This window comes from Lysinibacillus sp. NPDC093692 (genome assembly GCF_050280125.1).
Classification (GTDB): Bacteria; Bacillota; Bacilli; order Bacillales_A; family Planococcaceae; genus Lysinibacillus.
Genome location: NZ_JBNNUW010000008.1, coordinates 169,401 through 195,728, shown reverse-complemented (window position 1 = coordinate 195,728; position 26,328 = coordinate 169,401). Strand labels below are relative to the sequence as shown.

21 protein-coding genes and 1 pseudogene are annotated in these 26,328 nt (G+C 34.4%); 19 read left to right on the top strand and 3 right to left on the bottom strand.

Annotated features, from left to right (window positions below):
• The first annotated feature begins 1,037 nt into the window (after positions 1–1,037).
• From ACQKN4_RS11380 to ACQKN4_RS11315, 14 genes and pseudogenes are all read left to right on the top strand, one after another.
• Positions 1,038–1,498 (top strand): annotated as a pseudogene (locus ACQKN4_RS11380) (GNAT family N-acetyltransferase).
• A gap of 232 nt (positions 1,499–1,730) precedes the next feature.
• Positions 1,731–2,654, top strand: coding sequence for a serine hydrolase domain-containing protein (locus ACQKN4_RS11375; protein ID WP_427483706.1), 924 nt, complete (start codon positions 1,731–1,733; stop codon positions 2,652–2,654).
• Positions 2,655–2,785: 131 nt separating this feature from the next.
• Positions 2,786–3,265, top strand: a complete 480-nt coding sequence (locus tag ACQKN4_RS11370; RefSeq protein ID WP_427483705.1) for a hypothetical protein — start codon at positions 2,786–2,788, stop codon at positions 3,263–3,265.
• Between the two features lie 201 nt (positions 3,266–3,466).
• The gene (locus tag ACQKN4_RS11365) at positions 3,467–4,153 is read left to right on the top strand and encodes a response regulator transcription factor (protein ID WP_170939003.1); all 687 of its coding nucleotides are present in this window, start codon (positions 3,467–3,469) and stop codon (positions 4,151–4,153) included.
• Positions 4,146–5,600: an ATP-binding protein gene (locus ACQKN4_RS11360; RefSeq protein ID WP_427483704.1), complete on the top strand. Its 1,455-nt coding sequence runs from the start codon at positions 4,146–4,148 to the stop codon at positions 5,598–5,600. Before ACQKN4_RS11365 ends, ACQKN4_RS11360 begins: the two co-directional genes overlap by 8 nt.
• A 210-nt stretch (positions 5,601–5,810) precedes the next feature.
• On the top strand, positions 5,811–6,137 hold the full coding sequence (locus tag ACQKN4_RS11355; protein ID WP_427483703.1) for an ArsR/SmtB family transcription factor: 327 nt from the start codon (positions 5,811–5,813) through the stop codon (positions 6,135–6,137).
• Positions 6,134–6,550: an SRPBCC family protein gene (locus tag ACQKN4_RS11350; protein ID WP_427483702.1), complete on the top strand. Its 417-nt coding sequence runs from the start codon at positions 6,134–6,136 to the stop codon at positions 6,548–6,550. Before ACQKN4_RS11355 ends, ACQKN4_RS11350 begins: the two co-directional genes overlap by 4 nt.
• 208 nt (positions 6,551–6,758) lie before the next feature.
• The gene (locus ACQKN4_RS11345; RefSeq protein ID WP_427483701.1) at positions 6,759–9,929 is read left to right on the top strand and encodes an ATP-binding cassette domain-containing protein; all 3,171 of its coding nucleotides are present in this window, start codon (positions 6,759–6,761) and stop codon (positions 9,927–9,929) included.
• A gap of 128 nt (positions 9,930–10,057) precedes the next feature.
• Entirely contained in the window at positions 10,058–10,744 is a 687-nt protein-coding gene (locus tag ACQKN4_RS11340) for a diphthine--ammonia ligase (RefSeq protein ID WP_079562561.1), read from the top strand.
• 220 nt (positions 10,745–10,964) lie between these two features.
• A complete protein-coding gene (locus ACQKN4_RS11335; protein WP_427483700.1) occupies positions 10,965–11,234 on the top strand; it encodes a hypothetical protein in 270 nt (89 codons plus the stop codon).
• A gap of 6 nt (positions 11,235–11,240) precedes the next feature.
• Entirely contained in the window at positions 11,241–12,452 is a 1,212-nt protein-coding gene (gmtY, locus tag ACQKN4_RS11330; RefSeq protein ID WP_427483710.1) for a gamma-mobile-trio recombinase GmtY, read from the top strand.
• Complete coding sequence (gmtZ, locus tag ACQKN4_RS11325) at positions 12,453–15,173, top strand: gamma-mobile-trio integrase GmtZ (RefSeq protein WP_427483699.1); 2,721 nt, start codon at positions 12,453–12,455, stop codon at positions 15,171–15,173. It abuts the gene before it with no gap.
• Between the two features lie 45 nt (positions 15,174–15,218).
• Positions 15,219–15,866: a gamma-mobile-trio protein GmtX gene (gene gmtX / locus ACQKN4_RS11320; protein WP_427483698.1), complete on the top strand. Its 648-nt coding sequence runs from the start codon at positions 15,219–15,221 to the stop codon at positions 15,864–15,866.
• 351 nt (positions 15,867–16,217) lie between these two features.
• Positions 16,218–17,645 carry a serine hydrolase domain-containing protein gene (locus ACQKN4_RS11315; RefSeq protein ID WP_427483697.1) on the top strand — a complete coding sequence of 476 codons (1,428 nt, stop codon included), beginning with the start codon at positions 16,218–16,220 and terminating at the stop codon, positions 17,643–17,645.
• 641 nt (positions 17,646–18,286) lie between these two features.
• Here the strand turns inward: ACQKN4_RS11315 and ACQKN4_RS11310 are convergent.
• Positions 18,287–18,958 carry an NAD(P)H-dependent oxidoreductase gene (locus tag ACQKN4_RS11310; RefSeq protein ID WP_427483696.1) on the bottom strand — a complete coding sequence of 224 codons (672 nt, stop codon included), beginning with the start codon at positions 18,956–18,958 and terminating at the stop codon, positions 18,287–18,289.
• 153 nt (positions 18,959–19,111) lie between these two features.
• On the opposite strand from ACQKN4_RS11310, the gene ACQKN4_RS11305 reads away from it, so the two are divergent.
• The gene (locus ACQKN4_RS11305) at positions 19,112–19,981 is read left to right on the top strand and encodes a LysR family transcriptional regulator (RefSeq protein ID WP_427483709.1); all 870 of its coding nucleotides are present in this window, start codon (positions 19,112–19,114) and stop codon (positions 19,979–19,981) included.
• Positions 19,982–20,178: 197 nt separating this feature from the next.
• Here the strand turns inward: ACQKN4_RS11305 and ACQKN4_RS11300 are convergent, their stop codons facing one another.
• A complete protein-coding gene (locus tag ACQKN4_RS11300) occupies positions 20,179–20,289 on the bottom strand; it encodes a YjcZ family sporulation protein (protein WP_079562564.1) in 111 nt (36 codons plus the stop codon).
• A gap of 390 nt (positions 20,290–20,679) precedes the next feature.
• Between ACQKN4_RS11300 and ACQKN4_RS11295 the strand changes: the two genes are divergently transcribed.
• Positions 20,680–21,882 (top strand): MFS transporter, encoded by a 1,203-nt coding sequence (locus tag ACQKN4_RS11295; RefSeq protein ID WP_427483695.1) that lies wholly within the window; start codon positions 20,680–20,682, stop codon positions 21,880–21,882.
• A gap of 205 nt (positions 21,883–22,087) precedes the next feature.
• Here ACQKN4_RS11295 and ACQKN4_RS11290 read toward each other — a convergent pair whose 3' ends face one another.
• A complete protein-coding gene (locus ACQKN4_RS11290) occupies positions 22,088–22,993 on the bottom strand; it encodes a C40 family peptidase (protein WP_079562566.1) in 906 nt (301 codons plus the stop codon).
• Positions 22,994–23,501: 508 nt separating this feature from the next.
• Here ACQKN4_RS11290 and ACQKN4_RS11285 point away from each other — a divergent pair.
• From ACQKN4_RS11285 to ACQKN4_RS11275, 3 genes are read left to right on the top strand one after another with little or no spacing between them, the layout of a single operon-like run.
• On the top strand, positions 23,502–24,218 hold the full coding sequence (locus tag ACQKN4_RS11285; RefSeq protein ID WP_427483694.1) for a cytochrome c biogenesis CcdA family protein: 717 nt from the start codon (positions 23,502–23,504) through the stop codon (positions 24,216–24,218).
• A gap of 39 nt (positions 24,219–24,257) precedes the next feature.
• Positions 24,258–25,619, top strand: coding sequence for a HAMP domain-containing sensor histidine kinase (locus ACQKN4_RS11280; RefSeq protein ID WP_427483693.1), 1,362 nt, complete (start codon positions 24,258–24,260; stop codon positions 25,617–25,619).
• Between the two features lie 18 nt (positions 25,620–25,637).
• Positions 25,638–26,309, top strand: a complete 672-nt coding sequence (locus ACQKN4_RS11275) for a response regulator transcription factor (RefSeq protein ID WP_427483692.1) — start codon at positions 25,638–25,640, stop codon at positions 26,307–26,309.
• Positions 26,310–26,328: the final 19 nt, after the last annotated feature.

Here is a 26,328-nt window from a genome sequence, read left to right as displayed (position 1 = left end):
GAAATGACACCAGAACAGTGGGAGGAGTTCACAACAAAACCAGGTGAACAAACACCAGAACAGTGGGATCCATATTCATCTAATCCAGAAGAAGACATGATGCAAGGTTCTACATCGGGTTCTACATCTCCATATTGAGTTTCTTTAATGTATGTAAATACAATTCTGAAAGATACTGAAGCCAATCAGATATATCTTCAGGCAGCAATAAACTAATAGTTATGAAAAAGATATATTCCCCTTAGGATAAACAAGCATGTTTATTCTAAGGGGAACTTTGTGTCTTAAAAAATTCTCAAGAAAATTCAGTGAGGATTTTTTCTATTGATGACGTTATTACATGTAAGAAAGATTTGTAGGAAGCTCAAAATTAATGGTAGGCAAGTGAAAAGAATAAAGGGGCGTGTTAAAACTTAAACGGCAAAATAAGAATCCATCTTATTTCAAGATGGATTCTTATTATTGCTCATATTGAAAAATAATAGATTTTAATAAATGTCATCTTAACAAGTGACTTCATACACTTAAAGAAGATTTCCTCTGCGCCCAATGCTTTTAGGGATACGTATGTCAAACACGAACACATTAACAACATAAATACGACCAAAAATAACCATGGACGTAGATTGATTTTATACATAATAACTGCTCCTTAACTTAATAAGTTGAAAGATAACTGCTATATAGTCAGATAAATATTGATTCTGAACACTCTATAAATGACGTTAAAATCAATTTTCTTTCTAACAATTAATGTACATGACCAATCTGGATTCTGTATGAAGATATTGAGGAGTTTATATAGAGAAGTTGAACCCATAAGCTTTTATTCAAGTGTAGTTTAGAAATAAAGTCGATACGTTTATAAAAAAGGTTCGATGAGAAAGGTTATTGTGGATTTTGAATAGTAATCTAAAATAGTATTTTTTAGTGAAAACTAAAAGAATATGTGAATTTGAAAATCGATTAAGGAAATGAAGAGTGACAATAAGCTGTTTCACTAAAGGCCAGATTATTGGAGATCAACATTGCTGAAAATGAGAATACTTGAGATGATGACTCAGGAACAAGCTGAGGATATTGCACATAATTGGCACTATGATGGAGAATATTCTTTTTATAATATAGAAGCTGATGAAGAAGATGTAGCTGAATTTTTAGACCCAGAAACAAGAGGTAACTCAATGTTTGCAGTTTTGAAAGAAGATGAAATTATTGGTTTCTTCAGTGTTAACAAAGTAGCTGCTAATATTTATGATATAGGTTTAGGAATGAGGCCAGATTTGATTGGCGATGGTAGAGGGTTAGAATTTCTAAATGCAGGTATTGATTTTGTCCTATCAAGATTTACACCAGATAAAATTACATTATCAGTGGCAACTTTTAATCGAAGAGCGAAAAAGTATATAGAAAAGTTGGGTTTAAAGATATTGATATATTTATGCAAGATACAAATGGTAGCACATATGAATTTCTAAGAATGGCTTATGAATGCTAATTTATAGGTTCCTTTGTTAAAATAAATGACGCGTTTCTTGAAGATTATTGAGTTGCATATGCAGCTCTTTTTTTCTTTATTGAACTAACGGTGCAGCTTAGTTCAACAATGAGGCTATTTAATTGAATAACACCTTTGGTGAAATTAATGAATTTATGTTAATATTTAGGTTAAATTATAAACTGATGTACATAAACTAATGACGCAATTTAGTGGAGGAGGGATTATATGTATGAGTGAAATATCTTTTAATGAGTTAGAGAAGAAAGTGAAGAAGATTAAAATTGAAGGTTTTGTCATTTATAAAGGAAATACACGGATCTTTGAATATTTAAAGAATAAAAAAGTCGTAAAAAATCCGACAAAGGTTTATTCCATTACAAAGAGTATTGTGTCTATATTAATTGGAATTATGGTCGATAAAGGGCTAATAAAAAACATTCATGAACCTATTTATAACTACTTTCCGGAAATATTAGAGTTCAATGACCCCATGAAGGAGGAAATCACATTATTTCATTTGCTGACTATGACTTCAGGGTTACAAGTAGGAAAATTCCAAAGTTCAAAAAACTGGGTTAAATTCATACTAGAACAACCAGTTATACATAGACCAGGTTCGACTTTTGAATATAATAGTGGGAACTCTCATTTACTAAGTGCGATCATCCAAAAAGTTTCAGGAGGTACTACCGCCTCATTTGCTGAAGAATTTCTATTCCATCCATTAGGGATAAAAAAATACATATGGGTAAAGGACCCGCAAGGAATTCACGAGGGTGGCTTTAGTATTTCATTAAATTTAGAGGATATGGTGAAATTTGGATTTTTATTACTTAACGAAGGGAATTTTAAATCAAATCAAGTGGTTTCATCTACCTGGATCCACGAAGCAAAAAAACCATATAAACAATTTGACGCAGAAGAAGACAGAACAGCTGGATATGGTTATGGTTATCAGCTATGGACTTGTGAAATGACTAATAGTAACACCAAAATTGAATATTACTATGCGAATGGCTTATACGGACAATATATATTTATTGTTCCGAATTTAAATATTATGGCTGTGGCAAAAAGCTATCTACAAGATGATCAGTCCTCTGCGCCGCAACTCTTTTTTGAAGAACTTTTACGTAGTTGGAAGGATGAATGAGACATTTAAACAAATAAAAAGGGATTTTTCTCATCTTCCGAGATCATAAAAGTATCTTGTGAAAAGGGGTAATCACTATCTTAATGTTCAACATTCGGGCTATTTAATGGAATAACTTATAGGAGGTAAATATGAATAAAGAAGCGTTTCTAAAAGAATTAGATGAAATAATACAAGATGAGTTATTTATCGGCAATTCTGTTGATGACTTAGACGATGAAACATTACTAGATAATTGGTCTATTTCTATGGGGCAAGAATTGGTGAGCAAATTTACTACTGAAGATTTGATAACATTCTTTCATCAAGTTCAAAACAATAGAAAAGAACAGATAGTTAACACCAGTGACCATAATATGATTTTTTATGTTTGGTTTGATTGGCAATCTGCAAGACTTCACTTCAATCTCATATCAGATTTACACACAAAATTACCTTTTGGTTGTAACCATAAGGTAATCGAAAACATAGAGCCAATCCTAAACGACTTTTTACAATTTCCCTATCACGATGGATTTCCAATAGGAGAGAAAGAAGAGAAAGAGGTTATTGAAAATGAATTTGATATTGAACCACTTAAGGTCTATTCGATAATAATTACTAATGATTAAGAAGCTCTATCTTTAATTTGAGAGCTTTTTTAATTTTAGTTAAAAACAACATTAAACATTAACAGAGCTTAGAGAAAAGATAAATAATAGCGTCGGCAGCAATTATCGATTCCGAATATTTGTTGTATGGATGAGAGGATCGTAGAGGTTACTAAGCGAAAATGAAGTATCTTCACATAAACTACAGATTGAAAGGTTATAATGGGCTTCGAGGGGGATATATCGATGAACTATCAAATTCTTGTAGTAGAAGACGATTTAGAAATTCAAGAATTAATTAAACAGTTTTTGATGACACAAAACTATACAATAGAGGTTGCTTCAGATGGACTAGAGGGAATGAAACGATTTAATACACAACCCTTTGATTTAATTCTTCTGGATGTCATGATGCCAAACCTTAATGGATTTGAAGTTGCCAAAATGATCCGTAGTCAGTCAAACATACCCATTATTATGTTGACGGCTTTAGAAGAAGAACAAGATCAAATGAAAGGCTTTGATATAGGGATTGATGATTATATAACAAAACCCTTTTCATTTCATGTGTTAATAAGACGAGTACAAGCGGTTCTAAGAAGAAGTTGTAATCAAAATAGCGATAATCATTTAAATTTTAATGAACTGAATGTCGATTGTGACGGATATAAGGCTTATGTAAATAAAGTTGAAATACCGTTAACAACTAAAGAGTTCGAAATTTTACAACTACTACTTCATAATGAAAAAAAGGTACTTACTCGAGAAATTATTGTAGAAAAAATTTGGGGCTATGAATATGCAGGAGAAACAAGGATGATCGATACACATATAAAAAATTTAAGAAAAAAATTAAATATACCTTATATAAAAACAGTAAAGGGTATTGGATACAAAATCGATGAATAGGATTGTAAACATCATGAAGATGAAACGAATAACGTATAAGCTCTTTATGATCACTTCGCTCATATTATTATCTTTTGCAGTCTTGATTTATTTAACGTTATACTTCTTCCTTCCAACATTTTATGAACAATATAAAACGAATCAACTCCAATCTGGAATTGAGGAAATAATTGATGACTCTAAAAATTTAACAATCCAAAATGCGATTCCACTTTTGGATGAGTATACAAAAGAAAACAATGCCATCATTTACTTACAAACTAAAGAAGGAACTATTATATATTCGCCTTCATTTTTTATTCAGGGGGATACCCAACGACCAATACTTTCTGCAAAAACAGCGCCCTTACAAAATTCAGAAAACCTTAATAATGCATTTAATATTACTTTGCCCATTCAATTCCTAAATGAAGATAATTTAATGGTTACTGTATTTGCGACGTTACAACCTATTGATGAAGCGACACAGGTCTTAGTCCGTTTTCTCCCATATATAAGTATCATTGTAATATGTATCGGGTTAGGAAGTGCCTTTTTATATTCAAGGTTCATTACAAAACCGCTCATCTATATGAATGAAGGTGCGCAAAAGATGGCCAACTTGGACTTTTCCGAAAACATCGTAGTTCGTTCAAATGATGAATTAGAGGAACTATCCAATAGCTTGAATGAGATGTCGAATAACTTGCAACGAACTATGCTCGATTTACAAAAAGCAAATGAGCAATTAAAAGATGATATTGAAAGAGAGCGAAAAATCGAAACAAAACGCCGAGAATTTTTCGCAACAGTTGCACATGAGTTAAAAACTCCGCTCACTGTTATGAAAGGATATTTAGAAGGGATGATTTATCATATCGGCCCTTATCAAAATCGTGACCTCTACTTAGAAAAAAACCACAAAATTATCGAAGGAATGGAACAATTAGTTCGAGAGATTCTAAGCATGTCTAAACTAGAACAAGATACCTTTAAATTGCAATTGGAGGAAGTCAACCTTTTAGAATTATTAGATTCAATAACGAAAGATCTCGGTTATTTTGCTTCTGAAAAAGACATTCAGATTATAAAACAAATTTCTCCTAACATGAATGTACACACAGATCGTGATTTATTAGAAAAAGCTTTCAAAAACATCATTCATAATGCGATTACGTATTCACCGCACGGAGAAACAGTAAGTATAGACGTAACCAATCTCCAAAAAGAAAATCAGATTCAAATACAAGTGATGAATACAGGTGTCACAATCAAAGAAGAGGACATACAACAATTATTTGAGCCATTTTATAGAATCGAAAAATCGAGAAATCGGAATACTGGTGGGAGCGGACTAGGTCTTTATATTGTAAAGCAAATATTTGAATCACTTTCTATTACCTATTTAATGAATAATACCGAAAATGGTGTTCAATTTTTAGCTACCATTCCTAAAGGAAGATCATAGTATATATTTGGACTTAAACAACGCCGTCTAGTTAAAAAAATATCAGTCAAAAGAGTGTCAAATTGTAAAGGTATTTGACACTCTTTTTTTATTGTTGTGGAAAAGAATAAAACGAATGCATGATGTCAATAATAATATTTGACTGGACACTAAATGGTGTCGTATAATTAAGATACCATTTAGTGTCCTATTCATAAGGGAGAGGGGATTTTGAGCGAGAAAAATCTAGAGCGTGATGTTTATGCTGCGATTGCTGACCCAACAAGACGTCAATTAATACGCTTATTGGCTGATGCAGAAGAATTACCTCTTCACGAATTAACGGCTCATTTTCAAATGGGGCGTACAGCAGTTTCTAAGCATCTGGCTATCCTTAAAGATGCTGATCTTGTAATTGCTCGAAGGGTTGGTAGAGAAACGAGGTATCGGTTGAATGCCAATCCGTTGAAGGAAATTCAAGATTGGGTATCTTATTACGAAGAATTTTGGAAAGAAAGAATGGCTAAATTAAATCTACTATTGGAGGAAAAAAAATGAAAGCAGATGTATCTTTAGATTACCAATTTACAAGTTCAATCGAGAAAGTTTGGAACGCATTAACGGATTCAGACACTCTTGAAAAATGGATATGGAAAAATGATTTTAAACCAATCGTCGGGCATAAATTTCAATTCCGAGCTGAGCCAAACGAATGGTGGGATGGAATTGTCAATTGTGAAGTGCTTATAGTGGATGAACCTCATACATTATCTTATACTTGGGCGAGTGCCGGAGAAATCACTACGGTTACGTGGACGTTGACACAAGGTGAAGATGGTACTACTAACCTACATTTTGATCAATCTGGATTTAGTGAAGCAACGAAAGCTCGTCAAGGAGCAATCGAGGGAGCTAAATATGCTTGGATTAACAATGGTAATCAGCTTGAAAAAGTGTTAGCAGAACTATAATCCATATGAATCGCTTTTATAAATAAACCATTCTTCAACAATTCGACGCTTTTCCGAACACGGGAAGCGTCATTTTTAACTTCTTTCAGAAGAAGTTGACACACATTTATGCCGAGGCTTAATTGATTGGCATGTCGATTCAAAAACACAGCAAATACTTCTGAAGTTGTGCTAACATGACAATACTAGATTGAATGGAGAGTATCCGATGAAAATAAATCAATTAATCGCTAACAATATTAACCGATTAAATGTCGACTTGCCGGAAGATCAATCATTAGGAATTGCTGGATTGTCCGGATCTGGTAAAACTACATTTTGCCAAGCAATTGGTGAAGAATCAAAAAAGCGTCTCGTTTCTTTATTACCAAAGGCTGAATATCAGTATTTATTCCCGTATATAATGGAAACGAATTTTAGTGCCATTAAGATGGAAGAAATGCCTTTAGTCCTTTTTCTCGGGAAATCATCCATTTCTGCCAATCCACGTTCGACGGTTGGTACTCATACCGGCGTTTTTAAAGAGATTCGTGAAAAGCTGGCAAATAAATTTGATCTTTCGCCAGAAGTTTTTTCCTTTAATAATGCATTAGGCTGGTGTCCTGCTTGTAAAGGGCGTGGTACGACTAAAAATGTCGAATGTAAAAAGTGTGAGGGTAAGCGCTATAATCCAGAGGTTGAGCAATATAAGTTTGAATTATGGGATCAACCACATAGTATTTCCGATATTAACAACTTGAGTATTGAAGCGATTTATTCCCTTTCAGAGGAATTAGCGATTAGCGAAGAAAGACAACGTATTCTTACAAATATTATCCAAATGAATATTGGTTACTTAACGTTAAATCGAATTATGGGGACTCTGTCAGGTGGGGAATTAACACGACTGTACTTGGCAGAATTTATGGCAGCTAGTGAAAATACGGTCATTATTATAGATGAAATTTCTGTTGGTCTTGATCATCAAACGCTGTTGAAAATTTTAGAGCAGATTAAACAATTGGGCTATAAAAACCAAATTTGGCTTATTGATCATTCTGATACAGTGCTAGATACAGCGGATGAGCAACTGTTCTTTGGACCTGGCAGTGGGAAATATGGCGGTAAAATTGTCGAAGTATCACCACGTCCAGAACCAGTCTTTTGGGAACGAAATCAGGTAATGCCTACAGACTATTATCAATTTCATGATCTTTACTGCCGTAATATTGAAATGGCTGACATTCAGATTCCTAAAAATAGACTCGTAACCGTTACTGGTGAGTCCGGTTGTGGGAAATCGACCCTTGTCAATGAGTGTATCGCTAAGGATTTCCAAAAACGATATCCGAAAGATAAATTGGTTATGGTAGGACAAGACCGCAACCAATCGATTACTAGCCGATCAACAGTTGCTACGTTTCTTGATATTAAAAAGAAAATGACGAAATACAGTGACGAAATTGATGATATTTTCCAACGTTCCATTGAGGACATTATCGATGAGCTTCCAAATGAAGACATCGCTCATAAACGCTTAAGTTTATTAATTAAGCTGGGACTTGGTTATTTGACGTTAGAAAGAAAAACACAATCCTTATCAACAGGTGAATTTCAATGCGTTCATTTAGTGTCTGAGCTGTTTTCGAATGCAAGAAACCCCCATACTTTATTTATTTTTGATGAGCCTTCCAAAGGTTTATCACAAAATATTTTAAACCAATTCATTGATAGTGTTAGGGATATTTTGCAAGATGAATCTGTCTCTATCATGATGATTGAACATAATGCCTATATGATGGAAAGCTCCGATTTCATCGTCGATTTTGGTAAAAGACAGCCGGAACCTGTTCGACATCTTGATGTTGTCAGTCATGATGATTATTTTAGTCAACATAACAAACCAAATAGTGTAGCTCCATTGCATATATCTTCAACTCTAAATTCTAAAAATGGTATTCATTACTTAGAAGAGAATCATATTAGCTATTTTAAAAATGCCGAAAACATTTACAAAGGTGGTATTTTAAAAAGCTTATCATCGATGGCCCGATTAATTTATGGTGAATACGAATCTGCAACTATTGCTCCTGCCGTCGCCATTGATCTAGAAAGACACTTGTATAGTCAGTATAGTTTTTTATATGAAATAGGTGGTCTCATCAACCATATTGTGGCGTCACATCCGAAGAATAAAGATACAAGAAACTTCGATTTCTTTAGTCAGGAAAATCATTGCCCAAGCTGTTCTGGCCGCCTGCAAATTGAAAAATTTGATTTTGATTTGGTCATTCAAGACAAAACAGTGCCATTTTGGGATGGCTTATTACATCCTGACGTGATGGAAGTATTAAACTATTATCAATATCCGAAATTGGAATTCCTGTTTGATGAGATTAAAAATGAACTGGGTCAAGATATTAGTAAAAGCTACAATGACATGACAGCAGAAGAAAGACATACATTCCTTTATGGTTATTGGGAAAAATCATTTTATGATAAAGCAACGAAGTCTTCGAAAAAATGGGAAGGGTTTAATTTGATCCTTGGACGTTATATGGTGATTTCGAAATCCATTATTAAAGAGCAAATGAAAGCATCGAAAGAGATGATTGCCTGTCCGATCTGTCAAGGAGCGGTGTTAAACCATAAGAAACCACTAACATTTGAGGACACTGATATTCGTGAGCTTATTCATCAACCGATTGATCAGGTTATAAAAACGATTGGCAATTTACCAGAGCTTGAAAAGCTAAAATCAATTGTTGGTGGTGATATGACACTTACAGAAGATGTCTCCTTACTTCCTAGAGAAACACAAGTGTCGTTAAAAATGCTGGAATTAGAACTCGCAAGCTTTGCTGGATATGAAATAGTCCTACAAAATGTTTTACCATTCTGGGACAAAATAAAAGATAATATCGAAGCCATTAGCAGCAATAATCAAGTTACAATTTGTGATTTCGCCCATATTGACGAAACGAGAGAAGCCATTATTGATCAGTATTTCACGAATGGAAAATACAAAAAATTAACGTATGTTTATGAAGCATTTGGCTATAAAAAAATTGTTACACAAATTAATAAAATTAAAGCAAATCATAAATGTCCATTCTGTAGTGGGAAGAAAGTCATTTCAGAAGATAATCTCCATGATGGTGTTTATAAATTATCAGTACCATGTGTTCGTTGCTATGAAAGTGGCATCAATGATGAAGGACGTAAGGAAATTGTCGATGGCGTAGACGTGCAAACATGGCTAACCGGCAAAGTAAGCAATGTTGTGGCTGAAAACTTACGAACGGAGGCTGTTGCTAATATCCCTATTTTCAATCGTATTCGAGAGTTAAATAAACGAGAGATGATGGCGGTTTACCAATGCCTTGAGCAAAATAACTAAAGTAAGCCATATATTTTAAGAAAGTCACTTCAAAAACTCATTTGCAATAATAAATGCAAATGAGTTTTTATGTTATCCTGAGAAAGAGCTTGTAAAAAAGTTAGTAGAATAAAAGGGGAAAGATAGGAATGACAGAATTGATGGTCTGGAAAAATAATGCTCAAGGGCATCGTTTTATAGCTTCATTTAGCGGAGGAAAGGATAGTGTCTTAGCTTTATATAAAGCTATGCAGGTTGGAGAAGCGGTTGGACTAATCGTTATGATGGAGGAAGAAGGGAATCGTTCCAGATCTCATGGAATGCCTCCTGAACTCATACGTGCTCAAGCTAATTCTCTAGGTTTACCGGTATATACGGCAGCAGCAAGCTGGACAGATTATGAAAAAGTATTTATGAACCTTTTAGAAAAAGCTAAAAATGAAGGTGCAGAAGTTTTAGTAACAGGTGACTTAGATATGCCTGAACATGGCTGCTGGCATGACAAAGTTACAAAGAATGCTGGTTTAAAGTTAGGCATGCCTTTATGGGAAATGGATCATCGTGAAGCCGTCGATGAATTTTTAAACCTAGGATTCGTTACAATCATAGTCACTGTTAATTTATCATTAGGCATGCGAGAGGACGATTTAGGGCGAACATTAACCCACGAGTACGTGAAGGAGCTTGAAGCCCGCGGTATTGACCCTTGCGGGGAAGGTGGAGAATTCCATACTACAGTATTAGACGGACCAATTTTCAAACAGCCTATTCCAGTTCGTAAATGTGATGTTCTTAGAAGCGGAGAATATGCTTTTCTGCCTTTGGAATTAGATTAGATTGTAGTAATGGTAGATTCGATATAGCAGTATTAAAACTGAATAAAAAATATAAGAGCCTTACTACATTTTATTTATCTAGGGTGAAATATTTATAATCAAACTACTAAAAAGGTATTACATTTTAATGATGTAGTACCTTTTTTATTGTAGTTATATGTAAATATCCATGGTATTATATGTAATATTGTAATCAAACTATAGGTATAGGAGGATATATATGAGATATGTTCAAGTATCTTCAAAAACATATAGGGATAATACAGGCAGGAGCATAGACTTTCCTACTCTTCTAGTTGAGTTTAATGGAGAGACAATGCTTTTTGAACAATTACACAGATATCAAATAAAGAATCGTAGTAAAAGCAGAACTTGGCATAAGAAGTTAGTACAAGCTGTTGGGCTATTGCTTGATTATATGGAAGCTAATCAGAAATATTATTCTTCTCCAAAAGAATTCTTTGATACATTTACGGAGTCTGTTTATTAAGGAACAATAAATGAAGAAGGTTTAGACCCTTCGGGACTTTATTGGCTACCTAAAAGAGTTGAAACAGCGAATATGCTTTTATCTGCTTTAAATGGGTTATCAGATTGGTTATATGCAGAATATGGAGCTGTTCAATTAAACCCTTGGATAAAAGCCACAAAATATGAAGAACGACTTAACTGGATGGCACAGATAAACAAAAGTCAGAACTCATTTTTAGGGCATTTAAATGATGTACATGAAATCTCTGAAACGGCAAAATTAGCTCGTAATGCTATTAGAAGAAGAAAACCATACTCATCAAAAGGAGATACAAAAGCCTTCGCCGAGAATAAAATACATAAACTCCTATGGGAGGGGTTTAAGAATACAAGAAAGAACTATGAATTAGACCTTGTTGACCGTTATAACTGGCGTGATATTGCCATTACTATACTAATGCATGGCGGTGGACTTAGGCATAGTGAAGTATTTCATTTATGGATACAGGACGTCTTCCCTGACCATGAAGACCCAAATCTTGCTGTGGTACGAATCTATCATCCAAGCGAAGGAAAAGCCCCGCAGGATTTCAAGAACCCTACTACTGGTAAATATATAACAGACAGAGAAAGCTATCTGCTGTTAAAATATGGTTTACTCCCACGCAATATGTATTCCGCACAGGACAAACGATTTGCAGGGTGGAAAGAGCCAAGACTTGATAATGATGAAGATAAATACATGCATGTCTACTGGTTGTCAAAGGAATGGGGATACATCTTTATGTATGTATGGAAAATGTATTTGGCAATAAGGTTAAGAGATGGCATTAAGGATACTCATCCATTTGCCTTTGTCTCACATTCACCTAAAACACTAGGAGAAATGATGCCACTTAGGACTCAGAGGGAGTCTCACGAAAAAGCGGTTGAAAAGATTGGTTTGACAGTCGGAAAGAAAGATGGCACTACTCCACACGGACATAGACACGCATATGGTCAAAGACTTAAAAATGCCAATATACCTGACCGCATCAAACAAATTGCCATGCACCACAAATCCATAGAGTCTCAGAAAGTATATACAGAGCCAACAGTTGCAGATGTTACAGCTTCACTAAATAATGCCACTGCATCTTTGGATAATGGTTGTGTACTTCCAATGCAGACAGAGATTGATGCATGGATGAATGAAGAAACTAAACAGCAGAACAGATACAAATATAGGAGAAAATAAATGGGACGAAAAATTTATGATAATTTTTTTAAGCATAAAATGATTGAAGAACTTTGCAACGGCAAATCATCAAGGGATATTGAGCGAGAATATGATATTCAACATAAAACTGTTTTGAATTGGCTCCGAGATTTCATTAAAAACGGAGCTTTTGGTGATAATGCATTATCGCCAAAAGAAAATCTGAGGCTTGAACAGTTAAAGGAAAAAGCAAGAAAAAGAGAACTCGAGTTAAGGCAACACGGAACGTCTAGGAGCGAAAACCTCGAATGGCTTTTAGAATATGATTCTGATTTACAGCAATGGAATGAATATGCCACGGAATGGATAAAAACGGTTGTAAGAAACAAAGCCAGAAATCTTTCATCTCTATCAAACTTCTTTAAGAAATATGTTATTCCCTATAACATCACTAGGTCTGTGCAGGAGTTCATTTCAATAGAATATGACACCCCAGATTTTCACGAGATTATTTTTGCAGAAAGAGGCTCACAATACCATGCTTTAGTTCAAGCAAAAAAGATTGTTGAATTTGTAGACTGGATTATTGAGGAGAAGTTTTCGGTTGAAGATGATTTAGGAAACAAGCTCACTCCGGCAGAATTTAAAAACCCTCTAACAAAATACTTACCAGACTCTGTAAAATCATCGCAACGTAATGAATCAGATAAGAATGTCCTGCCTTATAGATACATTAAAGACCTTCGTAATATACTCTGCCCTCCAAATGCAACCTGCTTTAAAGACTTAAAATTTGCACAAAGTGCAGGCGATTCAAAGGGTACAGGTGGTGATTGGTTCATTGTTGATAAGTCTGTTATAAATGAAAATGACACAGATTGTGTTTACAGAATCAGAAAAACTTCCAAGTATGAACAGAGAAGTAAAGGACTTTCTGAAGAAGTATATGAGATGTGGTTTCCGGGGACTACTGTGTTGATTTTGACAAAGCTCCTTCTTCCTTTGAGAACTTATCAGGTGCGTATGCTTGACAGTGGAGAAATGGATACTTATAAGTATGTGCAGTCTATGCGAAATGTGGCTGGAGAATGGATTAAGAATGATTCACATTTAAGTCAGGGTACAGAAAGAAATCCTTTTGAAAGAGGCGTTCTTCGTAAATTCAAAGACAAAACAACACAACTTGAAATGACAGGTTTTTTTATCAACACGAATAAAACAGCAGACATCAACAAAGAGGAATCCGATAAAGGTTATGACATTCCTTGGCAGTACGAAGAAGTACAATACTGGCTTGCAAAACTTAGGGATTGGCAGATGAAGTACAATCCTATTTCTCAACCTGCAAAATGGACAGAAATGACAGGGAACCACTTAGGAAATATAAAAGATGTGAAGATTTTAAAACAAATGGGGGATATCACATTTCTTTTCAGAAATCCTACTTCAATAGGACAGGAACACTTGCCAATAGCAAAAAACGGAATGTCTTATTTATGGTATAAGACACTTAAGCTGCTTGAGGTTCAGCTTAAAGAAAATGCATCATCCGAAGAAGAAAGAACATTAAAATTTGTGCCTCCAGACGGTAAGCAAACAACGACTTATTATTCCCTTCATTCACTCAGAGTATCACTTATAACTGCCTATGCTCTTGAAGGTGGAGTTCCAATGCCTATTCTTTCAAAGGCTATCGCAGGTCACGCAAGACTCATTATGACTCTTTATTATACAAAAGCAGGTATTTCATATGTTACAGATACAATGAACCAGGCTGAAAAGAGCATTCTTGAAAATGATAAAAATGCTTTTGATAGATTTATTAGAGATGCAAAGTATGAACAGTTAGAAACAAGTGTAGCTGCCAATGATCCAATAGCTTATCAGGCAGTAATCAACGCTCAAAAATCAGGTGCAAGTATTATTATAAGTGATAAAGGAATTTGTCCTAAAGGCTGTTTTGGATGCGATTCAGGTGGCGCATATGTTAATGATGATACGGATAAAATCACTTATGGTGTTGTTCCGGGTTTTCCAGAGCAGAACTGTGTCAGATGTAGATGGTTCGTAACCAGTCCTGCTTTTCTTCCGGGCTTAGTGCATCATTTTAATATCATAGGCTACAATATGGGCGAAACAGGAAAACGAGTGATTAAATATCAGCATGATATAGAACTTTTAGAAAATGAAAAATATGAATGCGAACTTAATGGGACAATATTCACAAAACATCATGGATTGCTTAAATATGAGCAATTATATGCACAGGAGATACAGAAGAATGATAAGCTAGCAAACGATTATAATGCCACTCTTCGTCTTATTGATAAGTGCATGAAGTTAATCAAAGAAATATCTTCTGATGATGGATTACAGCTTGTTACCGTCGGTTCTATATCGGATGTTGGAATTTCTATTAATAACGTTGAACATGATCTTGAACAGCTTCAAATCATCTGTAACGGGGCGGAACTGTTTCCTGAAACAGATGCAAGCAAGGCAGTTTTACAAAGGTCTCAAATCATAGATTTAACATTAAAAAATAACAAAAAAATGCCCGTTATGTTCTCATTAACAGAAGAAGAACAGCTCATTGCAGGAAATCAATTTATGAGGCTTTTGATTAATCGTGCTGGTAGTTTAAAAGATGCTATTCCTTATGCAATCGGGCGTAAGAAACTTGAAGAAATCGGGTTTAAGAATGAGTTTGTTGATGAACTTAAATCTGTGACTTTAAACAATAATTTATTACCAATATAGATAGTTCTACTATTGATTAAGAAAAATTTATGTATGGGAGGATATATGATGGAAATGCATCCAGATGAACTGTTCTCAAAGTTTTACGAGAACGCTTCTACAAGGAAAAAGAAAACATTAGAACTCATAAATAACGCCTGTAAAAAACAGTCCGAGTCTGACATAAAAGATTTTTCCATTGGCACTATAGCCAGACTGATAGCAGATGATGGCGGTCCAAGTGAACAGGCACTTAGAAATAAAAATGCCGAGGATTACAGAGTTTTGATAAGCCAGTGGGCTGAATACTATAAAACTACCACTAAAAAGCCTAAAAAAGAAAAGAGAACAACCGTAAACGATGATATCTTAGCAAGTATCTCCGAACCAACAACAAAGGCATTGGTTGGTATGCTTATGGCAGAGAATAAAAAGCTCAAAAGAGAAAACTCTCTGCTTAAAGAACAAACAACCTTTACGATTGATATGCGTCCTATAAACGATCTAAGCAAAAATAAGGATGTCGTTATAGTCGAGCCTTCTTATAATCTGACAGATACCGAAATAGATGCACTGAGAAATGCCATATCAAACGAATTTCTGAACCATCAGGGATGGACTACCGATAATTATGGCAGAGTAATAGAAAACGGCATTCAGATATATAAGGCAGGATACGTAACTGCCATACAAAAAATTCTTAATGAGATATAAATGTAGCTTTAAAATAAAGTTTGAACAAAAACACCTCGTAAATCCTTACACTAAGATTAATAAGAAGCATCATTTTGAAAAAAGATTAATCAAAATGGATGCTTCTTTAGCATTTTTTAGTTTGCTTATTATAAAAAAGTTTGATCATTTTCTACAGCGTTACTTCATAATCGCGCCCGATTGTTGAAGATCGTTTTTCTTATTGAACTAACGCTCTATTCGTTAAGTGTAACTCTTCACAATTACTTGATATTATATAGGTGAATAGAAAGATAAATTAAAATTAGTTTAGTAGTTGTAAAAGTAGGTTATTTATATTATTCTCTTATAATTTTTCGAAAAGGAGAGTTTATGAAAAAGATTATTGTTTTTGTATTAACGATATTTATATTATTCTCAGGATTCGCAACACAAAGTTATGCGTTGTCAGATTCGAAATCTGCGGCAATACAAGCGTTGCTAGATGATGCCTCTCGTATATCAGGTGTGCCGGGAATGTCAATCTCAATACTTGCTGATGATGAAGTGTTCTACTTTTCTTCAGGGTATGCAGACCGTGAAAAGGGGTTGTCTGCAAGTGAAAATACACTCTATGAGTTAGCTTCGGTCAGTAAAGCTTTTACCGGTATGGGTATTATGCTGTTGGAAGAACAAGGGCTGCTCTCAATGACTGACCCTGTCCAAAAATATTTACCTTGGTTTACGTTAAAGTATCAAGGGAAACCTGTTGATATGCAAAGCCTTACACTAAATAACTTTCTTCACCATACCAGTGGTCTAACAAATATTAGGCATACTCAAAATATTCCACAAGGCAATACACCGGATATGTTGCAAAAGACTGTGGAAATGCTCGTAGATGCTGAATTGGCGTTCCCTCCCGGTGAACAGTATAACTATGGAACCGTTAATTATGACGTATTGGGTTTGGTTATTGAGATTGTGTCGCGACAAAGCTATGAAGACTTTATGAGGGAACAGGTATTTCAGCCGTTAGGTCTTCACCAGACGTATGCTTATAAAGAAGATGCTCAAGCCACTGGACAGTTGGCACAGGGCTACCGTACTTCCTTTTTTATGACAACTCCATTTAAAGCTCCGGATTATGCGGGGAATAAACCCGCAGGCTACATCATTTCTAATACAAAAGATATGGCGCGTTGGATGGGTATACAGATGGGTATTGTGCAGGACATACCCGAAATATTTCACACGGTTATCGAAAAATCACATAGGGGTGATATGTCTGTTTCGGCTGTCAACGATATGCATTATGCGGCAGGCTGGTCGGTAAACGCCGACCAAACGATTATAGAACACACTGGGGGCAATCCAAATTTCAGAACCGAAGTAGCCATACTGCTAAATGAACGAACAGCCGTCTGCTTGCTGAGCAACGGTGCAAATACCAATATAAACCTGGTACTAAAAGTTAAAGATATATTAGACGGCAATCTAACTCAGTCATATGAAATAAGCGGCACACAGCTTTTGGATATCACTTTGTCGTCTATCACAATTATTCTTTGCCTATTGGCCGTTTTGTTATTTCTCTTAGGATTACGCAGAAGGAAAACGAATGAGCGGCAGCCAATGACAAAAAAGAGAATAATCGTAACAATTATTTTCCTGATCGCTACGATTGCCCTGGGTATACTGTGCTGTGCTTTAGATTGGTCAACGATACTTATTTGGCGAACATATAGTGTTCTTACAGCTTTGATTTCGTCAGCATTATTAACAGTAAGCATTACATGGTTTGTATACACTCACCGATAAAATACCTTGCTCCCAAGATAAGCAAAATGTTAAGTAATTAAATTTCAATTTATCGGTATGCTTAATTTGAAAAACATAAGACACTTCGGTGTCTTTTTTAATATCATCGACAATTTTCCCAGCCAAACCTAATTACTATTACTTCCACTAACTTGTTCGTTCGGAATAAGGATTTTTAAACAACTATATTATTTTTTAAATGACTTTATTGTAAATTAAACAACAATATTATTTTTGCACAAGCGTCGTTAGGTAACATTTCTTAAAAAGACTGTTATTCAACAATCTGGCCCGATTGTGGAATAAGAAAATTATCAATCTTTATTAAAAGACCACAATAAAAAATACATCCATTATCTCAATAAAGATTTAATGGATGTATTTTTATATACAAATAAAGTTTGATTATAAAGTTTGATTATATATAATCAAACTGAAATTCTCTAAATATAAGGTCTGGTTTTATTTTATTATACTATTTACCCTATATTACATTTGTTTGTAGAAAGGCTCTTTCATGTTGTTTATTCCACACAATAAATTAATTGAATAACGATTTAATAAATCATCTAAATACTTATCTATATTGTATTTTTAACTCTTATATTTTTAAACAAGTATTACAATAAACTAATAGATAATTAGTTAATCCATTGAACAACTTCTTCTCGACTTCGTCTTGATTTTTCACGGGCTGGTTCTTCAGATCGGTATCCGAACGCTGCCATAACCGATACACCAAATTTTTCACTATCTAATAATCCTTCATGTTCAAGCACTTCTGTTACTTTATCCATATTGAAACCTTCCATTGGACAAGAATCAATTTCGATTAATGCTGCGGCAGTTAACATATTGCCAAGTGCAATATATGTTTGTTTGCTAGCCCAGTCAAATAATGCTCTTTCACTTTCATACAACTTAAAATCAAATTCTTGGAAGTTTGCATACGCCTTCGTCATATTCTCTACGACAGTTTCAGGTAGCTTTTTAACATTCTTAAATAGATTTTGTACATAATCAGAATTAGCTTTTGCATCTTTTCGAGCAAGAAAAATTACTAAATGACTAGCGGTAGGAAGCTGACCTTGTCCTCCAAAACTAACTTCTTTTAATTTTTCTCTAATCTCCATATTTTGAATAACTAAAAATTTATACGGCTCAAATCCTAAGGAACTTGGTGATAGTCTACCTGTTTCTAAAATAAATTCGAAATCATCTTCTGAGATTTTTTTAGTTGGATCAAAAGCCTTCGTTGCATGTCGAAACATATATGCATTAATAATCTCTTGTTTTTTAATTGAATTGTTCATACTTATTACCGCCTTCTCCAAATTTTTGTACACCCTAACCAACTTTTATAATTGGTTACTGGATAAATTGTAATTGATGATGTTAGTTTAGTAAAATAGATATAAATGAATGAAACGTTCAATAAAAGTGAACGTAAAAAGGAGAAGAATTACATGGAGCTTCGTCATCTTATGACTTTTAAAATGATAGTAGAGAAAGGTGGTTTTAAAAAAGCAGCCGATCAACTTGGATATGCGCAATCCTCTGTGACAAATCATATTAAAGAATTGGAAGAGGAACTAAACCAGCCTTTATTTGATCGCTTAGGGAAAAAGGTGATCCTTACTAATTTCGGAAAAGAGTTTTACCCTTATGCTATAAAAATTATGGATCTCTATACGGAAATTAAAGAAAAGGCGAACCGATTTGGTGAGCCGACAGGAAGTTTGACTATTGGGGCTTCAGAAGCCTTAACAAGCTACCGATTACCTCAAATTTTATTGGATTATAAAGAAAGATACCCCGAGGTGAACTTATCGATCACTTCTATTAACTATCGAAATATTCCTTTAGAACTTCAACAAGGAAATATTGATTTGGCGTTAGTAATTAAAAAGAATGATTGGAAAGAAAAAGATTTACACAGTGAACAAATTAAACAAGAACCAATGGTGTTAATTACACCTTTAAAAGATAAACAAAAAGGAAACAGTAAGACCGTTCTTTATTCAGAACAAAATTGCACGTATAAAAGTATATTTAATGAGTATCTTTCAGAGTCTCAAATTGAGATTGAGGGGAGTGTAGATTTTGCAAGTTTAGAACCTATTAAGCAATGTGTTATGAATGGGCTTGGTATTTCTATGCTTCCTTATTTCACTGTAAAAAATGAGTTAGATAATCAGTTATTAAACGGGAAGATAATCAAAGATGAACAATACGCTATTTCTACATTTGTCACGTATCATAAAGATAAATGGGTTTCTCCAGCGATGGAGAGTATGATCGATTTAATCCAGTCCTATTCTAAGTATTGGGATTGATTTGATTTATACAGCTACTGATAATACCGTCAAGTAGCTGAATATTTAGGTGTTTTTTTACTGTCTATTACTAAAAATTTTGAGTAACTAAACTTTTAAAAGGGTCACTGGCGGAAAGTGACCCTTAAGAATGGGAGGTGTATAGGATTAGTTTGTATAATCCTATACATTTTGATTATGAAAGGTGGAATTTGCTATTAGCAATAACCTATAAAGCTAGTACCGACAATAATCAATAGAATGAATAGAACAACGATTAGCGCAAATCTTGAACCTGAACCGTAATCACTACCGCTATATTCAGACATAGTAATTTCCCTCCTTTCAATATTCTATAATATGAATCGTTGATAAATGTATTTGCGGTATTTATCTCTTAAAACATAAAAATAAATATCCAGAGAATAATAATAAGATGATTTAATTCTTCACCTGTGAAAATATATATTTCTTTAGCACCCTTAAACAAATTTTAAGTAGAAGTAGGTGTAGGGGAATGGCTTCATCCACTGCAATGAAACGGCTATATCGGTGGTAATCAATAAACGATTAGTGAAAGCCCCCAGTAAAAAACGTGCCAAACATGAGTAATAGATTAGAAAAAAGATTTTTTTCACTTTATATAAACACAAGGTAGATTCCTTTTCTTAATATTTTGTATAATAACACTATTCGGTTTTATTTCGAAAGGGGAAACTATGATGCAAGGTTCTTGGAGAGCATTGGTATGGATTGGATTGTCAGAATTATGTGCTTTAAGCTTATGGTATAGTGCATCGGTGATCGCGCCCGAACTAATTACTATTTGGGAACTTGGCTCTAATTCAGAAGCTTGGCTTTCTGCTTCTGTTCCTATTGGATTTGTCATAGGTGCATTGTTTAGTTCCTATTTTGGGGTAGCTGACCGATTTAATCCTCGAAAGGTTTTTGCCATTTCAGCCTTTCTAGGTGCACTTTTAAATACCTTGCTAATACTAGTCGATTCTGGCTTTTTCGGTATTCTCCTTAGGATTTTAACTGGCATAACCCTCGCAGGTGTTTACCCAATAGCAGTAAAAATGTTATCACAATGGTTTCCCGAAAAACGTGGGTTCGCTATCGGCATCTTAATCGCGGCATTAACTTTAGGATCATCATTGCCGCATTTTGTTGTGATGTTCTTTTCTTCATTAAGCTGGAAACTCGTGATCATTTGTAGTTCGGTATTGGCCCTTTTATCGGCTATTATAGTTACTTTCATGTTAGAAGACGCTCCCGTAACACCCCAAAAAACACCATTCTCGTTCAAGTTAATAAAAAAAGTAATGTTGAATAAACCAGTAATGCTTGCGAACTACGGTTATTTTGGCCATATGTGGGAATTGTACGCGATGTGGACATGGCTCCCTGCTTTTTTGACAGCTAGTTTTATTATCAATTCATCTGAAACGCCTTATTGGTTTATTGCATTATCCTCATTTATGTCAATAGGAATTGCAGGAGGGGTTGGGTGTGTAGTTGGTGGACTCATCTCCGATAAAATCGGAAGAGCCAATTTAACGATTATTTCTATGGTGATTAGTGCTATATGCTCTATAGTAATAGGTTTTACTTATGGACAAACGATTTGGTTAACGCTCATCATTTCTATAATTTGGGGGATGTCTGTCATATCCGATTCCGCCCAATTTTCTGCAGCAGTCTCAGAAATAGCCGAAGTTGAATATGTAGGTACTGCCCTTACTTTTCAAATGTGTATTGGTTTCCTAGTTACTATATTTTCAATTAATCTCATCCCAATAATTCAAAGAATCATTGGTTGGGAATGGGTCTTTACTATATTGGCGATTGGACCGATTTTGGGCATACTATCGATGGTCAAATATAGACGATATGAATTCAATGGGAAACGCGAGAATTAATGGATAAGAAATTGTTATTTTCATCAACAGGAAACGGTGATTGAATCTACATATTATACACTGGTACCAAGAAGAATAGTTTTTAAGTCAGTACAAATTAGTACTGGCTTTTTTAATGGAGGGAGGGCATATGAAATGGTATTGCCTCAAAGTAAAAGAACGAAAAAAGGCATCTCATCCATGGATGAAACACCTTTTCATAAAGTTATTGAGCTGCTCGTTGGATAAAGGCGTCTAATTGTACTAGTGTGACATTGTCATTTACTCCGAAAGTATTGTCACCTTTACCAACCGTAATTTTATTAGAAGCAAGAATAGATACATAACTGTAAGCCCAATGCGAACTTGGAACATCAACGAATTGTACTGCTGTTCCTTGTTGTTTTAAACGGAATGCTTCCACTAAAACTTTTGATAATTGACCACGTGTCATCGGAGAACCTGGATTGAATTTTCCGTTTTGATCACCCGTAAAAACGCCGATTTTTCTAAGTGCTTCTGCAGCACCCGCATATTTAGACGATGGTGTTATATCTGGAAAACTTGAATTAGTGTTACTAGTATCTAACTTTAACTGCTTAGCTAGTTTAAGAGCTACCTCTCCACGTGATGCATAAACGCTAAAGTCGATTTCTGCATCTTTTACTTCTCCTTCAGAGAAGTTTGCTACGCGTTTTGCCCCTACGTAACGAGATCCCCAGTAATAAGGATCATTAAGTTTGTCGATTTTTACTCCAGAACTTGTAGTAGCTGAAATAAAATTGCTGTCACCTATGTATATGCCAACATGGGAAACGCCGCTTCCCGAAGTATTAAAGAATACAAGATCTCCAGACTTTAACTGAGCTTTCGCAATCGAAGTACCTTGCTGATATTGAGAACTCGATGTACGTTGTAGTGAAATACCTAACTTAGAATAAACGATTTGTGTATATGCTGAGCAATCTACACCTGTCTTAATATCCGTTCCTCCATATTGATAAGGTACACCTATATATGATTTTGCTGTATTCGTTAAATCTTCTACTGTTGCTGCTTTCGCATCATGAACACCCATGCCTGTGAAAAACATAAACGATGCAAAAATGGGAAGTAACCATTTTTTCTTCATGTAAACTTACTCCTTTCAAAAAGCTTTCAGTTTTTAATAAAGTAAGAATAGCATGAAACAGCCATGAGTTATTTTTCAATCATATTACCGATTACCGTTAAACAGCAAAATTGAAACCTTATTTTTAAATGTGTAAAACTTCTGCAATAATCATGGGCAATTTTACTAAAAATATTTTAAATAAATGGTTATAGAGGGTTTAAAGGGTTAATTTAGCGGTTCCATCCAACATAAAAACGTTAAGTGATTCATTGCTTTTCCACATATAATCCAATCTAGTGCTTTATGGCACTGTTGTCCTTTTTAGTTTATCGCCTCGTTTAATAGCTAGATTTTTATACTTATATACGAAGACTTTCTTTACGAGCTAGTTCACAAAGGGGGAAAAAGCAACTTTCATCCCCATTGTATTTTCATAAAGACAATTGGACATTCTCCATAAATTTTTCATATTTTTTATTTATACTAAATAATTGATGTGTTTAATTAAATAAGGAAGGATTGGTGAATGGCTTTGGCAGGAGAATTGAATTTGTTTCTTTCCTTTGCAGCAGGGTTATTATCGTTTATTTCCCCTTGTTCATTACCACTTTACCCAGCATTTCTGTCGTATGTTACGGGGATGTCCTTTAATGAACTAAAGGATGACAAAGGCGTATTTCATAGGAAAGCTTTGATACATACACTTTTATTTTTATTTGGTTTCTCTATAATTTTTTTGGCATTAGGACTCTCTACATCTTTTATAGGCACTCTTTTTATTATGCATAAAGATTTGCTGAGACAAATTGGCGCTATTATTATCGTAATATTTGGTTTGATCATTTTAGGTGTTTTGAAGTTCGATTTTTTACTTTCAGATAAGAGAATACAGTTTTCGAAAAGACCTAAAGGATATTTTGGTTCTATTCTTATCGGTGTGGGCTTTGCTGCTGGATGGACTCCGTGTACTGGTCCAATTCTTGCCGGAGTGATTGCATTAGGCATATCCGATCCTAGTAGAGGAATGTTATATATGCTATTTTATGTACTTGGTTTCTCTATTCCATTTTTAGTTATGTCTCTATTTATTGGGAAAATGAAAATGTTTCAAAAACGAAGTTCTCTCTTTATGAAAATAGGTGGTGTGTTAATGGTTATTATGGGAATCATGTTATATTTTGATATGATGACTAAAGTGATCGCATTTTTAACACCGTTTTTAGGAGGATTTACAGGATTTTAGACGATATATAACGCGAGATAAGGAGGAGCATGCAATAAGGTGAATAAAATCTCTACTAAATTAGCAGCTAGTTTTTTTGTTGTCGTGCTAATTATGGAATTATTTCTTATGTTTTACCTACATCGAAATATTATTAAGTCGAAAGTTGAAGAAGAACTAGTCAGTTTATTAGCAAATGGAGAAAATCATAGAGATGTATTACTCGAGAATTATTCAGATATGACTATAAAGCATATCGTGTTAATGGAAAAGAATAAAGATCGAGAAGTCATGATCACAGATAAAAATGGGCGTATTATTGGTCGTTCCACTTTAAATAACACAATTATAGAAGAATACATGCCTTTAGTAAAAAATCTAAGTAAAAAAAAGGATCAAATACTAGTAGCAGACTGGCGAAACTCCCCATATATAGTCAGCGCGCACCCTTATAAAATAAATAACAACCAATCTGGTTATGTGGTCATGTTTCAAAGTACAAGTGCTATCAAAGAAATGGTTCATAATTTGAATAAACACTTTTTCATATCTGGTATTACTAGCATTGTTGTTCTTCTTGCTATATACGCATTATTATCGAAAGTTCTAACGAGACCATTAATCCGTATGAAAGCAGCTACTGAAAAATTAAGTCATGGTGACTTTAATGTAAGTCTAGCTGATATAGGAAAAGACGAACTTGGTGAGTTAGCAAAATCGATTCAGAAGTTAGCCGATGATTTAGAAAGGTTACAAAAAGAAAGAAATGAATTTCTAGCATCAATAGCGCACGAATTAAGCACACCCTTAACCTATTTAATTGGGTATTCAAAAGTAGCGATGAGAGAAAATTTGAACGAAAATGATCGAAATCACTATCTTGAAATTATTACAGAAGAGTCAAATCGAATGAAAGAACTTGTGAAAAACTTATTAGAATTAGCAAAAATGGATCAAAACACGTTTAGTGTGTTAAAGGAATATTTTTCTGCACATCTATTTTTAGATCATATATGTAAACGAGTTGCTCCTTCTTTTGACATGGATAACATAAAGTTAATTCTTGTTTGCGAAGAGGATTTTGACATATACGCAGATTCCATACGACTGGAGCAAATCATGCTAAATTTATTAGATAATGCTATGAAGTATTCAGATAAAAACACGAGAGTAATAATAGAAGCAATGAAACAAGAAGAAAGAACAGTAATAAACGTAATTGATGAAGGGATCGGTATTCCTTCAGACGAACTGGAATTGATTTTCGAAAAATTATACAGAGTGGAAAAATCACGTTCGCGAACTTTTGGGGGTTCAGGAATAGGACTTGCTGTAGTTAAAGAACTAGTCGAGGCCCATGGAGGTACAATTAAAGTGAAAAGCAATTTAGGCAAAGGCAGTACATTTACAATCACAATATAGAAGGGGATAGGAATATAAATGAAAACAATTTTATTAGTTGATGATGAACTAAGAATGTTGGATTTAGTAGAATTATTTCTATTGCCATATGGTTTTAATTGCATAAAGGAAACAAGTGGCATTAACGCAATTGAGCTCGCAAAGAAAGAAGGCATAGCTCTTATCATCTTAGATGTTATGATGCCCGAAATGAATGGATGGGAAGTTTGTGAAGCGATCCGCGAATTCTCAAATGTTCCAATTATTATGCTAACGGCACGATCCGATAAAGTAGATTTAGCAAAGGGTCTAAATACAGGAGCGGATGATTATATTTCGAAGCCTTTTGACGAACGAGAGTTGGTTGCAAGAGTAAATGCGATACTACGTCGAACTTATCGTGATGAGAATAAAATTATTCGTTACAAAGATTTCACATTGGATAAAGAAACATACTCCTTACACTATCAAGATTTAACTGTTCAGCTGACATTAAAAGAATTTAATATTATAAAAACTTTAATTTCTCGACCATCTAAAACGTATACTAGAGAAGAATTATTACGTTCTGCATGGGAATATGATGCTGATATCGATACACGAACAATAGACTCTCATATTCGAAATTTAAGAGAAAAATTAGTGAATGCTGGTTTTCCAAGTGATAATTTTATTAATACCGTTTGGGGAATCGGATATAAATGGGGGTAAAGAAGCGCAATGTATCTAT

What these genes read in the sequence shown, in the direction of transcription:
- ACQKN4_RS11295 (WP_427483695.1), top strand. Translation starts at nt 20,680, where the DNA reads ATGATGCAAGGTTCTTGGAGAGCATTGGTATGGATTGGATTGTCAGAA.
- ACQKN4_RS11370 (WP_427483705.1), top strand. Translation starts at nt 2,786, where the DNA reads ATGAATAAAGAAGCGTTTCTAAAAGAATTAGATGAAATAATACAAGAT.
- ACQKN4_RS11345 (WP_427483701.1), top strand. Translation starts at nt 6,759, where the DNA reads ATGAAAATAAATCAATTAATCGCTAACAATATTAACCGATTAAATGTC.
- ACQKN4_RS11365 (WP_170939003.1), top strand. Translation starts at nt 3,467, where the DNA reads ATGGGCTTCGAGGGGGATATATCGATGAACTATCAAATTCTTGTAGTA.
- ACQKN4_RS11340 (WP_079562561.1), top strand. Translation starts at nt 10,058, where the DNA reads ATGACAGAATTGATGGTCTGGAAAAATAATGCTCAAGGGCATCGTTTT.
- ACQKN4_RS11315 (WP_427483697.1), top strand. Translation starts at nt 16,218, where the DNA reads ATGAAAAAGATTATTGTTTTTGTATTAACGATATTTATATTATTCTCA.
- ACQKN4_RS11360 (WP_427483704.1), top strand. Translation starts at nt 4,146, where the DNA reads ATGAATAGGATTGTAAACATCATGAAGATGAAACGAATAACGTATAAG.
- ACQKN4_RS11285 (WP_427483694.1), top strand. Translation starts at nt 23,502, where the DNA reads ATGGCTTTGGCAGGAGAATTGAATTTGTTTCTTTCCTTTGCAGCAGGG.
- ACQKN4_RS11310 (WP_427483696.1), bottom strand. Translation starts at nt 18,958, where the DNA reads ATGAACAATTCAATTAAAAAACAAGAGATTATTAATGCATATATGTTT.
- ACQKN4_RS11305 (WP_427483709.1), top strand. Translation starts at nt 19,112, where the DNA reads ATGGAGCTTCGTCATCTTATGACTTTTAAAATGATAGTAGAGAAAGGT.
- gmtX (WP_427483698.1), top strand. Translation starts at nt 15,219, where the DNA reads ATGATGGAAATGCATCCAGATGAACTGTTCTCAAAGTTTTACGAGAAC.
- ACQKN4_RS11335 (WP_427483700.1), top strand. Translation starts at nt 10,965, where the DNA reads ATGAGATATGTTCAAGTATCTTCAAAAACATATAGGGATAATACAGGC.
- ACQKN4_RS11300 (WP_079562564.1), bottom strand. Translation starts at nt 20,289, where the DNA reads ATGTCTGAATATAGCGGTAGTGATTACGGTTCAGGTTCAAGATTTGCG.
- ACQKN4_RS11350 (WP_427483702.1), top strand. Translation starts at nt 6,134, where the DNA reads ATGAAAGCAGATGTATCTTTAGATTACCAATTTACAAGTTCAATCGAG.
- ACQKN4_RS11375 (WP_427483706.1), top strand. Translation starts at nt 1,731, where the DNA reads ATGAGTGAAATATCTTTTAATGAGTTAGAGAAGAAAGTGAAGAAGATT.
- ACQKN4_RS11290 (WP_079562566.1), bottom strand. Translation starts at nt 22,993, where the DNA reads ATGAAGAAAAAATGGTTACTTCCCATTTTTGCATCGTTTATGTTTTTC.
- ACQKN4_RS11275 (WP_427483692.1), top strand. Translation starts at nt 25,638, where the DNA reads ATGAAAACAATTTTATTAGTTGATGATGAACTAAGAATGTTGGATTTA.
- gmtZ (WP_427483699.1), top strand. Translation starts at nt 12,453, where the DNA reads ATGGGACGAAAAATTTATGATAATTTTTTTAAGCATAAAATGATTGAA.